Source organism: Dermatobacter hominis, assembly GCF_020715685.1.
Taxonomy (GTDB): domain Bacteria; phylum Actinomycetota; class Acidimicrobiia; order Acidimicrobiales; family Microtrichaceae; genus Dermatobacter; species Dermatobacter hominis.
Genome location: NZ_CP085840.1, coordinates 3,476,668 through 3,491,784, shown reverse-complemented (window position 1 = coordinate 3,491,784; position 15,117 = coordinate 3,476,668). Strand labels below are relative to the sequence as shown.

At 67.5% G+C, this 15,117-nt stretch carries 7 protein-coding genes; 2 read left to right on the top strand and 5 right to left on the bottom strand.

Translation table 11 applies throughout. The features are described 5' to 3' along the window. Positions 1 to 28 precede the first annotated feature (28 nt). The gene (locus LH044_RS16360; RefSeq protein WP_227756654.1) at positions 29 to 1,183 is read left to right on the top strand and encodes an acyl-CoA dehydrogenase family protein; all 1,155 of its coding nucleotides are present in this window, start codon (positions 29 to 31) and stop codon (positions 1,181 to 1,183) included. Positions 1,184 to 1,213: 30 nt separating this feature from the next. Here LH044_RS16360 and LH044_RS16355 read toward each other — a convergent pair whose 3' ends face one another. From LH044_RS16355 to LH044_RS16345, 3 genes are read right to left on the bottom strand one after another with little or no spacing between them, the layout of a single operon-like run. Continuing rightward, on the bottom strand, positions 1,214 to 1,783 hold the full coding sequence (locus LH044_RS16355; protein WP_227756653.1) for a TetR/AcrR family transcriptional regulator: 570 nt from the start codon (positions 1,781 to 1,783) through the stop codon (positions 1,214 to 1,216). A 22-nt stretch (positions 1,784 to 1,805) separates the two neighbouring features. After that, the gene (locus LH044_RS16350) at positions 1,806 to 2,576 is read right to left on the bottom strand and encodes an SDR family NAD(P)-dependent oxidoreductase (protein ID WP_227756652.1); all 771 of its coding nucleotides are present in this window, start codon (positions 2,574 to 2,576) and stop codon (positions 1,806 to 1,808) included. A 25-nt stretch (positions 2,577 to 2,601) separates the two neighbouring features. Next, positions 2,602 to 3,657: a hypothetical protein gene (locus tag LH044_RS16345; RefSeq protein ID WP_227756651.1), complete on the bottom strand. Its 1,056-nt coding sequence runs from the start codon at positions 3,655 to 3,657 to the stop codon at positions 2,602 to 2,604. Between the two features lie 539 nt (positions 3,658 to 4,196). Between LH044_RS16345 and LH044_RS16340 the strand changes: the two genes are divergently transcribed. Next, positions 4,197 to 5,381: a restriction endonuclease gene (locus tag LH044_RS16340; RefSeq protein ID WP_227756650.1), complete on the top strand. Its 1,185-nt coding sequence runs from the start codon at positions 4,197 to 4,199 to the stop codon at positions 5,379 to 5,381. Positions 5,382 to 5,960: 579 nt separating this feature from the next. Here LH044_RS16340 and LH044_RS16335 read toward each other — a convergent pair. Together LH044_RS16335 and LH044_RS16330 are read right to left on the bottom strand one after the other, a co-directional pair. Then, positions 5,961 to 7,133 carry an RCC1 domain-containing protein gene (locus tag LH044_RS16335; RefSeq protein WP_227760120.1) on the bottom strand — a complete coding sequence of 391 codons (1,173 nt, stop codon included), beginning with the start codon at positions 7,131 to 7,133 and terminating at the stop codon, positions 5,961 to 5,963. A 5-nt stretch (positions 7,134 to 7,138) separates the two neighbouring features. Further along, positions 7,139 to 14,671 (bottom strand): PKD domain-containing protein, encoded by a 7,533-nt coding sequence (locus tag LH044_RS16330; RefSeq protein ID WP_227756649.1) that lies wholly within the window; start codon positions 14,669 to 14,671, stop codon positions 7,139 to 7,141. Between the last annotated feature and the right edge of the window lie 446 nt (positions 14,672 to 15,117).

The window sequence follows — 15,117 nt, the reverse complement described above, 5'->3', positions numbered from 1 at the left end:
CCCGCACCCGAGCACAGAGGATCACCACATGGACTTCGACATCTCCGAGGAGCAGTCGGCGGTCGAGGAGCTCGCACGAACCCTCCTCGCCGACACGTCGACTCCCGACCGGCTGCGCGCACTCGAACGCGGAAGCGACGGCATCAGCGACGCCGAAGGGGCCGATCGCTTCGACCGGACGTTGTGGGCGCAGATGGCCGACACCGGGCTGCTCGGGCTGTTCGGTCCGGAGGACCTCGGCGGCGCCGGGCTGGGTGTGGTCGAGGCGTGTCTCGTGCTGCGAGAGGTCGGACGGCGCACCGCAGCGGTCCCTGCGCTCGCCGTACTGGCGCTGGGCGCCCTGCCGATCGCCCGATGGGGCACCGCCGCCCAGCGCGCGGCGCTCCTGCCCGGAATCGGCGACGGATCGCTGGTCGTCACCGCCGCGCTCTCGGAGCAGTCGGGCGACCCGTCGCAGCCGTCGGTGGGCGCACTCCGGGAGGGCGACCGCTGGGAGCTCTCCGGTCAGCGGAGCAACGTCCCGGCCGGCACGGTCGCCGAGGTGGTGCTCGTGCCGGCGACGGACCGGGACACGACCGTCGTCGTCGTTGTTCCCCTGGACGCTCCTGGAGTGGAGGTCCGGCGCCAGGACACGACGTCGGGGATACCGGAAGCGCTGATCACCCTCGACCGGGTGGTGCTCGACGAGGATGCGGTGCTCGGCGGGGCACCCGGGTCCGACGGTCGCCCCGACGGCGCCGAGGTGCTGGCCTGGATGCTCGACGTGGCCAACGTGGCTGCCTGTGCCGAGATGGCCGGGCTGTGCGCGGAGGCCGTGGCGATCACCGGCCGGTACACGACCGAGCGCGAGCAGTTCGGCCGCCCGATCGCGTCGTTCCAGGCCGTCACGCAGCGAGCCGGTGACGCCTATGTCGATGCGCAGGCCGTGGACCTCACCATGCTGCAGGCGGCATGGCGCATCGCAGCCGGCGTGCCCGCATCTCGGGAGGTCGCGATCGCCAAGTACTGGGCGGCAGCCGGCGGCCAGCGAGTCGTGCACGCTGCGCAGCACCTGCACGGCGGCATGGGCGTCGACCGCGACTACCCGCTGCACCGCTACTTCCTGCTCGCCAAGCAGCTCGAGCTCTTCCTCGGCGGGGCGACGCGCCAGCTGCAGCGCATCGGCCGCCGCCTCGCCGCCTGACGAGGAACCCCGGACCCGCGACGAGCGCCCTCAGTCCGGGGCCAGGCCCTCGACCTGCCGCCTGACGACGTCGCCGAGCTGCTCGCCGTCGGGCAGGGGGACGCCCATGGCCTCGAGCACGCCGAGGCCGAGCTCGGTCGCCCACAGCAGGGTGAGCGCGGCGTTCAGGTCGACGTCGGCGGCGATCTCCCCGCGCTCCTGCCACGTGCGGTAGATGTCGACCCACAGGGCGATGCGCTGGGACTGGTCGGCGGCGAGCCGATCTCGCACCTCGGGATCCGACCGGCCCGCGGTCGCACCCTCGACGAGCAGCGCGCGGAGCTGACGCCGCTCCGGGTAGCGCCCGTACAGGTCGGCGAGCACGTCGGCGATCCGGCTGATGCCCTCCGGCGGTTCCTGCACCAGCTCCTCGGCGATGTGTGCGTCGATCGCGGCGAGGAGCAGGTTGGCCTTGCTGCCGAAGTTGCCGTAGATCGCCCCGCTGGTCAGGTCGGTCCGGCTCGCGATGTCGCGCACGGACGCGGCGGCGTACCCCTCCTCGGCGAAGACCCTCGACGCGAGGTCGAGGAGCTTCTCTCGACTGCTGCGCGGCTCGGTCACGGCCGCCGAGCGTACCGGCGCCTCAGTGGGGCACCATCCCGCCGTCGACGAGCAGCACCTGCCCGGTGATGAAGCTGCCGGCGTCGGAGGTCAGCATGAGGGCGGGGCCGACGATCTCGTCCGGCGACGCCATGCGCTTGAGGAGCATCACCTCCGCCATCACGTCCTGCATCTCGGGCGTGTTGGCGCGGACCATGTCGGTGTCCACCGTCCCCGGCGACAGCGCGTTCACGCGGATGCCGTGCGGGGCGAGCTCTGCGGCGGCCGACCGGGTCGCGGAGAGGAGCCCGGCCTTGCCGATGCCGTACATGGACACGAACGAGGAGAACATGAACGCGGCGCCCGACAGGATGTTGAGCACCGCCGCGTTCGGGCTCTCCTTCAGGTGCGGGAGGGCGGCCTGGATCAGGAACACCGGCCCGCGGAGGTTGACGTTGAGTGACTTCTCGAAGGCTTCGGGGGTGTACTCCCCCACCGGCTGCGCGAGCGCGGTCGCCGCGTTGTTCACGACGACGTCGATCCCGCCGAACGCATCCACCGCGCGGTCGACGATCACCTGGAGGTCACCGAGCTCGCCGAGGTGCGCAGGGACGCCGATGGCGTCGGCACCGAGGCTGCGGAGGTGCTCAGCGGTCTCGTCGCACGCCTCGGCCTTCCGGCTGGCGACGACGACCTTGGCGCCGGCGAGGGCGTAGCCCTCCGCCAGCGCCCGACCGATGCCACGAGTCCCGCCGGTCACGATCACGACCCGATCGGTCATGTCGAACAGGCGGGAGAACGTCGTCTCGTCCATGGCGTCCCTCGTCTCGGGCTCTCGGTCAGGCGGCGGGCAGGTCGAGCCACTCGGTCGCCGGAGCGATCGTGTACGTGTCGACGAGGGCCTTGATGAAGTCGTGGTCGTTGAGCGGATCGGTCGGCTCGGCGATCTTCGTGCCCTTGCTGCGCATGTCGGAGACGAGGCGGCCGACGGCCTCCTCGATCGTCAGGTCGTCGGTGTGGTCCATCGACGTCTTGAGCTCGTCCATGTCGGCGTACAGCTCGGCGTTCCAATGGACGAGGAAGCGCATCTCGCCCGGCTCGTAGCTGTGCACGACCTCGCCGTCGGTCGTGATGTTCCAGCGCTGACCGCTGTGGTCGAACTCCATCATCGAACGGTTCTTGAGCCCCGAGACCGCAGGACCGTCGTAGGGGCCGACGGGGTCGCCCCGGTGGAACATCAGCTCGTTCTGCACGACGATGCCCTTGTTCCAGAGCGGATGGTCGAGCACCTTCGGCTCTCCGAGCGGGCCGTCGGGCCAGTAGGTGAAGGTGCCGTTCTCGCCGAGGTACCACCAGTTGATGACCTGGGCCATCTTGACGAGGTGGTCGGTGAACAGGCCGGACTTGCCCATGACGTTCTGCAGCCACACCGGTGCGTTCTCGTAGCGGATCCCTCGGAAGGTGACCGCGTCGAGGTGCGGCGGCGGCGGGGCGTGCTCGGGGTTCGGCCCGCAGATGTTGAACAGCATCATCGTGGGCTTCGCGTACTCGACGCCCCAGTAGTCCTTGACCAGGTCGAGGAACCGCTCGTTGTAGAAGCAGTCGTGGATCTCGGGGTGGTAGCAGACCGAGTCCTGGCCGTAGAACCCGCGGAACAGCGGCCCGACGATGTCGTCGAGCGTCAGCCCGTGGCCCTCGGGCACGACGCCGGTCACCGTCGCGATCAGCTCGTCGACGGTCGTGAAGTGGTGCGACTGCAGCGTCGGCCAGGGCCCCTTGTCCTGCACGATGCCCAGCAGCCGTCGGTGCTGGTCCTCCGTGTAGAGCCCCTCGATCACCCGGGGCGGTGCGACCGGGCGCAGCGCCTCGTTCATCTGCTGCTCGTAGATCCCCATGCGGCCCCCCTGTGCGAGTACCGAGCGCGTGACCGGATGATAACAGCGTTACATCGGTCTGTAACGCCGTTATCGCTCCGCCCGCTCGCCGGATGACCGAAAACCACAACGGCAGGCCCGAGGGCCTGCCGTTGCCGCCTACGTCAACTCGACGTTGGGCTGGACCAGTTGGCCCAATTGTCGCCTCATCGAAGCATTCTTGGTGGAATCGCTGACTGCCTTGCCACCGGGACGGTGCTTCGTTCCGAGCCGGTCTGCGAGCTCCACATCGAGGTCTTCTACAACCGCTCACGCCACGAGCAGCGCCTCGGAGACCGCACGCCCGCCGAGACCCCCACGCTGCGACCCGAGCAGCCTGGTCTGTCACAACCACGTGTCCACGAGATCGTGGCAACTCCGGGTCGGAGACACGACGAGCAGGCTACCGATCGGCTGGGACAGCCTGTGGACTCAGAGGCCGCCGCTTGGCCTGCCAGGCGGTCTCCTGAACTAGTCGTCGTTACGCTGTCCCAACCGCGAGGTCGAGACGGGGAGGTTCCGTGGCCGCATCGACGGTGATCGAATTCGACGAGCTCTTTGGGTGCGACCTTTTGATCGACGCCGTCTACCGGGGCGGCACGAACGGGAATGCCTCTGACGACCCAATCGCGCGGATCGTGCCCGTCGGAAACCAAGGCGGCTTCCGCCGAAAGACCCGATCGGGCCACACCGTCGTCGCTGTGCTCTACACCAGTGGTGCGTCCACGGACTGGCCTGACCATTTGGACTTCCAGCTCGGCGAGTACACCTACTTCGGCGACAACCGGACTCCAGGCCGCGAACTCCACGACACGCCCAAAGGTGGCAACTCGCTGCTTCGAGACTCGTTCGCCTCAGCGGCTGCGTCGGCGGGGAGCCGAGCGGCAGTCCCTCCGTTCTTGGTCTTCGAGAAGGCCGAAGCTGGACGAGACGTGCGATTCCGAGGGATCGCTGTCCCCGGCTCGGCGACCACACCGTTGACCGAGAGCCTGGTGGCTGTGTGGCGCAGTCGAGAGGACCAACGCTTCCAGAACTACCGAGCGACATTCACCATCCTGGACGTTGCCACCGTTCCCAGGGTGTGGCTGGACGAGCTGCTCGACGGTGAGCCACTTGGCGCGCATGCTCCAGAGGCTTGGCGAGACTGGATCAGTACGGGGCAGCCCAGGCCCCTCATCTCGGAGCCCGCGGTCACCTACCGCTCGAAGGCTGAGCAGCTTCCGTCCACCGATGCTGATCGAGCGATGCTCGGGGCCATCACCTCTCGATACTCAGAGGATCCGTGGGGGTTCGAGGCGTGTGCTCTCCATGTGTGGCGGATGCTGGCGCCTGCGACGGGTCAGGCTGACCTCACGAGACGATGGCGCGACGGCGGGCGTGATGCTGTTGGCCACTACCTGATCGGTCCGAGCTCTGACCCGGTCCCCGTCGAATTCGCCCTCGAGGCAAAGTGCTACGCGCTGACGAACGGAGTGGGTGTCCGCGAGACCTCGCGACTCGTCAGCCGTCTTCGACACCGCCAGTTCGGAGTCTTCGTCACAACCTCGTACTTCGGGCAGCAGGCTTACGAGGAGATCCGGGCCGACCAACACCCTGTTGCGCTCATCAGTGGCCGAGACATCGTCGATGCGCTCAGGAGCGTCGGCGTAACGAGTGTGGCGATGACCGAGACCTGGTTGAACGGCGTGGCAGCGGATCCTGTCTAGCGGGAACCGGTTCAGCTCAGCCGATGCGACCTCCACCGACCTCAGTCATCCGTTACCGGGAGAGCCAGTCGACCGCTGACAGTGGTCGCGAGGTCGGAGTTCTTCCGCTTTTCTGGCAGGCCGTCGGCGACACGATTTCGCGGATCTGGAGGCAACTCCGGTTTCGGGGGCCTCGAAAACCTGAACGGCAGGCCGGAGGCCTGCCGTTTCAAGGGTTCTCGATGGTGGCGGGGGCAGGATTTGAACCTGCGACCTTCGGGTTATGAGTTCGACGACCCTCGTTACGGCCTATGCCGCCAGGTGCCGCTCCCCCTTGTAGCTGCAGGGTTCTCGGCATTCGGCTGTGCCGGCTCGTCCCGGCCAGTACCTCCCGTTCCGGACGAATCTGGCAGAAGATGTGGCAGACACCCGGCGGCATCCCGAGATGCGTCGTGGACTGCAGAGTCGTCACTCAGCGTGACGATCGGTGAGAACTCGATGTTGACAGGCTGGTAGCCCCCGGTCCGAGTGCCGTGCTGGACCGCCGAAGAGCTCCGCCGCTTCCTGACCTCAACGTCAAAAGGCGTCATCTGACGCTGCTCACAGACCGAAGGTTGCGGTCGGTAGGAACCTGTCGGTGGTCGTTCCGTCACCGACCTGGCCTACGCCGTTCGCTCCCCAGCACCACGGGTGGCTACCGGCTCGGAGGACGCAGGTGTGCGATTGGCCAGACACCGGTGTAGCAGCGGCATCTACGAGACCCAGGTCATTGAGCCCCGAGGAGACGACGGCGCTCACGCCGAGCTCTCCCTGCTGGTTGCCTCCGGCGCAGCGGATGGTGCCTGCGGCGGTGACGCAGACGGTGAATGCGCCGATCGAGACCCCCGACGCATCATCGGTGGCCGGCAACTGGACCGGGGTCAGAGCATTGGCGGTCGAGCCGTTGGCGAGCTGACCGTCGGTGTTGCCGCCCCAGCACCAGACGCCCGTGGCGGTGACCGCACAGGTGGTGAACTCGCCGGCCGCGATCCCGGTCGCGCCACCGAGGCCGGGGACGGGTGCCGGCGTTGGCCGGCTCGCTCCGGAGCCGTCGCCTAGCTGGCCTGCCCCCCCGGCCCCCCAGCAGCTGACGGTGCCGTCGGCGAGGGCGGCGCAGGCGTGTTCGAGCCCGGCGGCGATGGCCGTCGCTCCGGTCACACCGACCACAAGCGTGGGAACATTTCGGCTGGTCGTGGTGCCGTCACCGACTTGGCCGGCGGCATTGGCTCCCCAGCAGCTGACGGTGCCGTCGGCGACAGCGCAGGTGAAGTCGTCGCCGGCCGTGATCGCATCCACGCTGCTCAGCCCGGTGACCTCGACCGGGTTCAGTCGGTCCGTGGTGCTGCCGTCACCGAGCTGTCCGGAGGAGTTGTCACCCCAGCACCGCACCACTCCCCCGGCGACGATGGCGCACGAGTGGCTGCCTCCGACCGCCACGCCGGTGGCGCCGGTCAAGCCGGTGACCTTGACCGCATAGGCGCTGTCCGTCCCGCTTCCGGTGCCAAGTGCTCCTTGGGCACCATCGCCCCAGCATCGAACGGTGCCGTCACTCAACACCGCGCAGGTACGGGCCGACCCCGCCGACAACGAGGAGACGGTGACACCCGCCGGGAGCGTGGTCGGGGTGGTCGTCGAGGGGACGGTGCTAGGTGTGGGTTCGTTGGGCACGCAGGCCGCGATCAGGAAGGTGATCGCGGCGAGCGCCGTCAGAATGCTCGTTCGCTTCGTGTCCATGCCCGTCACCCCCGCACCTTCAGGACCACGTCGACCCCTGTTCGCTCCTGACCGGCAGTCAGGGTGTAGCTGGTCGCAGTAGTGCGATCGCCCGATGGTCCGACCCAGGTCCGCTGCCATCGTCTGCTCGGGGGCACCACCTGGATCTGGTACGTGCCGGGCTGGAGACCCGAGACCGTCCAGTTCCCGGAGGCGTTGCTGACCGCGTAGCGGACCGGAGTCTTGGAGCCGGGTAGGTACAGCCGGATCTGGGCGCCGCGCACTGCGGTACCACCCACCAGGGCCCGCCCCGCGACGGTCGCAGTGGTGGGGGTGACGGAGATCGTTACCGTTGCAGGTTCGGACCAGAGTTCCCCGTCGAAGACCCTGAAGGTGAAGGTGTCGGTCCCCGTGAACCCGCCGGCCGGCATGTAGGTGAGCGCCGGCGCGGTCCCCAAGAGGGTTCCCTGGCCCGGCTGGGAGACGATCTCGTAGGTCAGGGCGCTGGCCTCGGGATCGCTGCCGGCCAGGATGATCTGTGTTGGCGTGTCCACAGTGGTCGCGGTCGACAGATCGCTCGCAGTCGGCGGGAAGTTCTCCGGTCCGAAGCGCGGGATGGCGATGTCCGCGTACCCGACACGGCCCGAGGCGTCGGTCACCTCCAGGAGAGCCGTTCGTGCGGGGCCGAGCCCGAGCGTGGCCATCGCCATGGCTCCTTCGACCTCGTTGCCGTCCGGCAGGATCCAGCGGTACGCCTGGATCGTGTTGTCGCCGGCCTCGGAAGCGGAGGCGTCGAAGGCCACCACCCCGGTGACCTCGTCGAGCACCGCGGCCGTTCCCGACGCGGTGGGACCAACGATCTCAATCGGGGTCGTCCAGGCTCGGACGATCGTGTCCTCCCCATCCGACGGCACGTCCGTTCCGTAAACCTCAATCGTCCAGATGCCGGGCTCGGGGTTGGGGATGTCCAGCCACTCGCTGGTCGGCGTCACATCGGACCGGACCCCATCGGTTGTAGCCGTGACGCGCTGTCCGGAAGGACCGACGGCGGTGGTCGTGACGGTGCTGCCGCGCCAGTAGGTCGACACGTTGAGGTATCGCTGGCCGGCGGCGACGTTGACCGTGCCGGCCTGGGTGGTGCTCTCCGGCGTGGTCACGACCTTGGTGTTGAACGTGTCGTCGATCTCCGACTTGAGCGCCTGGTAGTAGGCCTGCTGGCCGACCGCATTCGGGTGCAGCGAGTAGGCCACCGGGCCATAGTTCCCCGGCTGGCTGAAGTACGGGTTGACGATCGCGTTTAATCCGGTCTGCGGGTTCAATGACCCACCGTTGCAGAGTTCCTTTCCAGCGAAGGCCGGGTTCGGGTCGACGACCCGGAACTGCTGGCGGCCGGCGTAGGAGTTGGCTGCGTTCGCCGCCTCACGGATCCGGGCGTTGATCTCGTCGACGAACTTCCTCACCGCACGCCGTTCAGTATCAGAGAGCCCGAAACCGTCGACCGGGGCGATGTTGCAGATCGTTCCGTCGGACACCGCGTCGACGGGATAGGGGTACAGCTGCACGAAGACGCGGGAGTTCGGGGCACGATCGGCGATCTGGGTGTAGATGCGCTCGAGCCGACCGCGGAGCGCCCCCTGTCGGAATGCGAAGGACGGTTTGGCAGTGCGTTGCATGGCATCGGGGAACTGGGTCAGCTCCTCGAGACCCTTGATGGCCTTCTGGGTCTTGTACGTGCAGGCAAATGCAGTCGGCGGCGTCTGGGCGGCTGCGCATGTACCGAACGCGTCGACGACGGCCTTGATACGCGTGCTCAGGAACGATCCAGCGGTCCACATGTCATCAGCCCGACTCAGCCAGGCGTTCGAGCCGATCACCTCGGCCGGCCCCAGAGTCAGACCGCAGTCGACAGCAAGGCACATGAGGGCCACGTCGCCGAACCCGGCGTCATTGCCACCAACAGAGAGGGTGACGACATCGGTGAACTCGTTGACGTGGTCGAGCTGGGCGGCTTCGCCTTCGTTGTCGGGGTTCGGTGTCTCGAAGTCCCGGGTGACCGCACCTGAACACGCGTGGAACTCGGCCGGTTCCATGAGTACCGGCAGGTCATCGTCCCTGGAGATCAGTCGGCCATAGGAACCGTTCGACCGGTGACACTTGTTGTCGTACGGGTACTGCTCCTTGAGATTGTCCGGCACCGGCGTGACGTCCGAAGCGGTTCCGACATCGAAGGCCGGCAGGCCCTCGCCCGACGAGTAGGAGTCGCCGAGCGAGAGGTACCGGGCCGGGCCCGTGGCCAGGTTGTGGAACACCCGTTGGGATCCGTCGCTGAACACCGTGCGCACGATGAAGTACCGGCCGAGTGAGCGGTCGGTCGACGGGACCGAGAACTCGTTCTGTCCATCGCCGTCCTCGGAGACCTCCCCAATGAGGCGCCAGTTGCCGGCCCGGCTACGGAGATCGCCTGCGAGGACCTGGTACCCGGACACGGTCAGCCCGTCGGGTGCTGCAGGGCCGACCCAGCTGAGGACGGCGCGGTCGTCGCCACGGCCCTCGCCGGCATCGACCTCGACGTTCAGGTTGTCGAAGGCCTGGTAGACCTCGGAGGTCTTCTCCCGGAGTTCGGTCTGGATGTTGACGTTGCCGCCGGTTCTTTGGATGAAGCTCTGTGAGAGAACGAGTTTGAGGTTCTGCACCTCGTCGTTGCCGACGCCGGCGAAGACTGTGTACTTGGCGGTGAACCGCCCGTGTGCAGGCAGCTTCGGCGTAAAGCTCGTCAGGTCCGCCAATGGGTCGATGAGGTACTCGGCCTGCCACTCGGGGGCATCCGGTGGCCTGTCCTTGAGTTCGACCTCCGCGTTGTAGATGTCGATGTCGGAGACGTTCTCGAGCGTGACCCAGATCTCGTAAGGACCCCACCGGTGGATCTTGTCGTCGACCTCGACGATCATCTTCACCGCTGATCCGCCCCACACCTTCAGAGGCGTCGGGGTGAGCGCCTGGAGGAAGACCGGCTTACCAATCGGGTCCACGATGCCGCTGTATGACGCCGACAGGTCGTACTCGCCTTCGACGTCCCCTCGCACCGTCCAGATCACGTCCTTGGAGCTGTTCGCTGCAATGTCGGCCACGTCGACCTGAAGGCTCTGAGGTTCGGCAGTGGGCGCAAGGCTGAGCCCTGACGGGAGATTGAGTTGTGCTGTTCCTTCCGTGAAAGCGAAGGCGCCGGTGAAGTTCTGGACGACGAGCTTGACGTCGAAGAACTCCTTGAGCCAGCTGGCCTTCACGGGAATCACGAGCCACTGGATGACCGGCTGGCCCTCCACGTACTGGACTGACGGGCTGAACCTGTATCCACCACTCGTAAACACGGGGAACCCGCCGCCAACGCCCCAGCCGCCGCCACCACCACCGCCACAGTCAGACGCGCACGAAACGCCTTCGGGCGTAACGAATACACGCACCTGCTCTTGGATCGGCTGCTCTTCGTCGATCGGAACGAAGAACAGGTTGATGGTGGCCTCGTAGACGTTCTGGTTCTCGGGATCGGCGACGTCGATACCCTTCTCGATGATCTCTTCGAGCGTGAGCCGACGGGACTCGAGCGTGGCGGCGCCGACCTCACCTGATGCAAGGCTCACGTCAACTGACCCTGATCCGCCCTGAATCGTGGCCTGTACCGCTCTTGGCTGGTAGCCGTCGCCCCAGACGTAGACGGTCACCGGTCCATCGTTCAGGCCCTGGAGTACGGCCCGACCGTCGGTGCCGGACACGGCGGTCAGACGGGTTCCGTCGGGCCGGATGACGATGGCCTCGGCCCCGGCCAGTGGGTTGCCGCCGGTGGTGATGTTCACCCGGAGGCCGGGTTCCGGTGGCGGGTTGGTGACGGTCACCACCGTGGTGTCGGTGGCGCTCTGGTTCCCGGAGCGAACGGTGAGGCGGGCGGTATAGGTGCCGGGTTGTGCGTACGCGTGGGTGGTCCGGGCCTCTGTCGCCGTTGTTCCGTCACCGAAGTCCCACTCGTAGGAGGTGATGCCGACCGACGGCCGGGAATCGCCACCATCGAATGTGACCTGGTCGCCGGCGAGGACAGCACGGTCGTCACCAGCTCGGGCAGAGAGGGGCTCGGCGAGACCGACGGTGACCTTTGCGACCTTGACGGTGGTCGCGGTTCCGTCGCTGACGGAGAGGCGCGCGTTGTAGGTGCCTGCGCCGGCGTACGTGTGGGTGACGGTGGTTGGCGGCACGCCGGTTCCGGCCTCGGGTTGGGTGCCGTCGCCGAAGTCGACGGTGTAGGTCAGCGCATCACCGTCTGGATCGTTCGCCGTTGCGGAGAACGTGACGGGCAACGGGGCGGAGCCCGCGCCCGGGGCGGCCGCGAACGTCACGCGGGGTGCGGTGTTCGGGGTGGTCTGGGCGACGACCACGGCCGAGCGCTGCGCCGATCCTCCGGCTCCGTTGGTGACGGTGACCCGGGGCTGGTACTGGCCCGGCGTGTTGTAGGTGTGTGCGAGCGAGACCGTCGGATACGGGTTCGCCACGGAACCGCTCAGCGTCGGGCTGCCGTCGCCCCAGTTCACGACGTACGAGAGCTCCTGGCCTCCGGGGTCAGAGGTCGTGAACGTCAGGGTGGTGTCGAGCGGCGCAACGCCAGAGCCGGGTGTGACGGTGAGGTCGAGCGGGATCGCAGTGTTGTCGACGACGACGTCGACGGATGGGAAGACGCGACGCCAGATAGAGGTGCCGAAGCTGTCCCTGGTGAGGACCTGGGACGAGACGACGTTGGGGCCGGGCGGCACAAGGCCCGTGAGGATCGAGGTTCGCCACACGCCGTCGGAACCGGAGTTGAACCCGGTCGCACATTGTCCCGAGGTGAAGCAGAAGTCGACCTGCTCGACCTGCTCGTTCGCGGAAGGGCGGAAGGCGAGACGAGCGAGTCCCGCGACGGTCGCGCCGCTGGTCGGGGACTCGATGGCCCCGACGGGTGCGGTGTGGACCTCGGTGAGGAAGACCGCCTCGCTACCGTCGTTCTGTGCATCTGTCGCTGAGACCACGACGCGATAGCGACCGTCAGTAGCGACGGTTCCTGCGTCGGTCAGGCCATCCCAGGACCACTGCTGGTGATTCCACCAGAAGCAGCCCGGACCGCCCGGCCGGGAAACGTCGGACTCGATTGTCCGGACGGCTGATCCTCCGGCTTCGGGGGTGACGGAAACCGTTACGTTTGCCGGTTCCGAGAGGCAGTAGGAGCCCGAGATGGATGGGTCGTACTCGTCTCCGTCCGGGGTGAAGCCTCGGTTGTTCCAGCCGTACTTGGTCACCTCGACCGGTCGACCGGTCGCGTTATCGATGGTCACCGGTGTTCCGACTCTTGCCGTGAGGCTCTGCCCGAAGGAGTCGACTCCGGTGACGTACACGTCGACCGACGTCGGGCCGTCCGCTGTCGCGGTGGTATCCCAGTCGCCGGCCCAGATTGCGTCCGGGCCGGGGCCGGAAAGCACCCCGGACGGCCCGGACGCGGCGGTGACGGTACGGCCCGTCGCCGATCGGAACCGAAGCTCGACGATCCCCGAGACGTTCGCCCCACTGGTTGGCGCCTCGATCGTGCCCATGGGCGAGGTGATCACCTCTGTGGAGAACTCTGTCTGGCCGACATCACCTTGAGCGTCCAAGGCGGACACGCGGACCCGATAGCGGCCCTCCGGGGCAATCGTTCCAAGGTTTGTCTTGCCGTCCCAGCCCCATTGCTGGCTGGACCACCAGTAGCAGGAGGGTCCACCGGTGCGGGCCACGTCGGTCTCGATCGTCCGAATCGCCGTACCTCCCCCGTCGGGGATGACCGACACCGTCACGCTTGCGGGCTCGGACAGGCAGTACGACCCGGCGATGGCTTCGTCGTAGCCGTCGTCGTCAGGGGTGAACCCGCGGTTGGTCCACCCGTACTGAGAGATAGCGACCGGGTTCACGGAGGCGTTGTCGATGGTGACCGGCTGGCCCGCTCGGGCGGGCCGGTCCTGGCCGAACGAGTCGCGGTAGGTCACGTAGACCTCGGCCGAGGCGGGGCCGTCGGCGGTGCCCGTGGTGTCCCAGTTTCCAGCCCAGGTGCCGTCCGGCTGGACACTCGCTGGCGTACCCGAGGGCAGGGTGACCGACACCAGGTTCACGTCGGCCGCAGGCCGGAAGCGGATCGGCACCGTTCCGGCCAGGGTTTCCCCGCTCGCGGGTGCCTCGATGGAACCGACCGGCGTGCTACGGGCTTCGGTGCGGAACTCCGCCTCCCCGACTTCCCCCTGAGCGTCCTTGGCCGACACGACGATTCGGTATCGGCCGGACGGGGCGGTCGCGCCTGAGTCGGTCAGGCCATCCCAGTACCAGCTCTGGTTGTTCCACCAGTAACACGACGGTGAACCGAAGCGAGCGATGTCCGACTCGATGGTCCGGACCGGTGACCCGCCTTGGTCGGGGACCACGGTGACCGTGACGTCCGCCGACTCCGACAGACAGTAGGAGGCGGATATGTTTTCGTCGTACCCGTCACCGTTCGGCGAGAAGCCCCGGTCTGACCACCCGTACTTGGTGACGGCGACGGGTTGCGTCGCTGCGTTGTCCACCGTGACCGGCACCCGGTACGACTTGGAGCGCCACTGGCCGAAGCTGTCCGGGTAGTTCACGGTGACGCCGAGCTCCACCGCCCCGTCGAGCGATGCCGACGCATCCCAGCTGCCGCGCCACTTCCCGTCTGCGCCCTCGGTCATGACCGCCGGAGCAGAGACTGACTGGACGTCGCGGCCCGGAGACGGATTGAAGACGATCTCGACGGACCCCGACACAGTCGCACCAGCCACGGGCGTCTCGAGGATCCCGACCGGGGCTGTGTCGACCTCGGTCAGGAACTCGCTGGACCCGCTTTGCCCTTGAGCGTCAATAGCCGAGAGGACCACCCGATACCGGCCATCGTCGGCGACCGTCCCGGAGTCGGTCAGGCCGTCCCAGGACCAGGTGGGCACGGACCACCATGAGCAACCGGCACCCGGCTTCGAGACATCGGACTCGATGGTGCGCACTGGCGCTCCGCCACCGTCCGGGACGACTGACACGGTGACGTTCGCCGGCTCGGACAGGCAGTAGGACCCTGCGATCGTGTCCTCGGACCCATCCCCGTCAGGCGAGAAACCCCGGTTGGTCCACCCCCACGGCGACACCACGACCGGCCGCACCGACGCGTTGTCGATCCCGACGGGAACAGAAACTCGACGCGTTCGACCTGCTCCGAACGAGTCCAGGAAGGAGACGTAAGTCTCGAGGGTCGCCGGCCCATCGAGGCTCGTCGTGGTGTCCCAGTTCGATCGCCACTTGCCATCACCCGCTGCGGCAAGAGAACCCACGACGTTGACCCACACACCGGTCACCGTCCTGCCAGACCCGGGCGCAAACCTAACTTCCACCGTTCCCGACAGCGTCGATGTGGCCTGGGGAGACTCGACGGTCCCGACCGCTCCCCGGTCGACCTCGACCAGGAAGCCAGCGGACCCGCTGTCGCCCTGCGCGTCAACCGCCGTCACCTCGACCCGGTACCGGCCATCAGCAACCGCAGTCCCGTCTGCACCCCTGCCGTCCCACGTCCACTGCCACTGTGAACCCGAGTAGCAGGGGTCGAACGACGGCGTCGCGGGACGTGGCGACGACGTCGTCAGGGTCCGAACAGCGGACCCGCCACCAGCAGGAACGACCCGAATAGTGACGTTCGCAGCCTCAGAGAGACAGTACGAAGACGACACAGCGTCGTCGTAGCCATCCCCGTCAGGGGACACGTAACCGCGGTCATCCCACGAAACCAGACGGGCCACCGTGACGGGCTGCGATGGATCCGCACTTGAAAGCGCCTCTGGTCCGAGCAACGAGCCAGCGGCGGCGATCAGTAGCGCAACCCCGAGCCATCCAAACCGCCGGAATCCTTGAGCGAGCCGCCTTAGCCCTCGCGGTCCTCCGACGAACGCGTACGTACCGT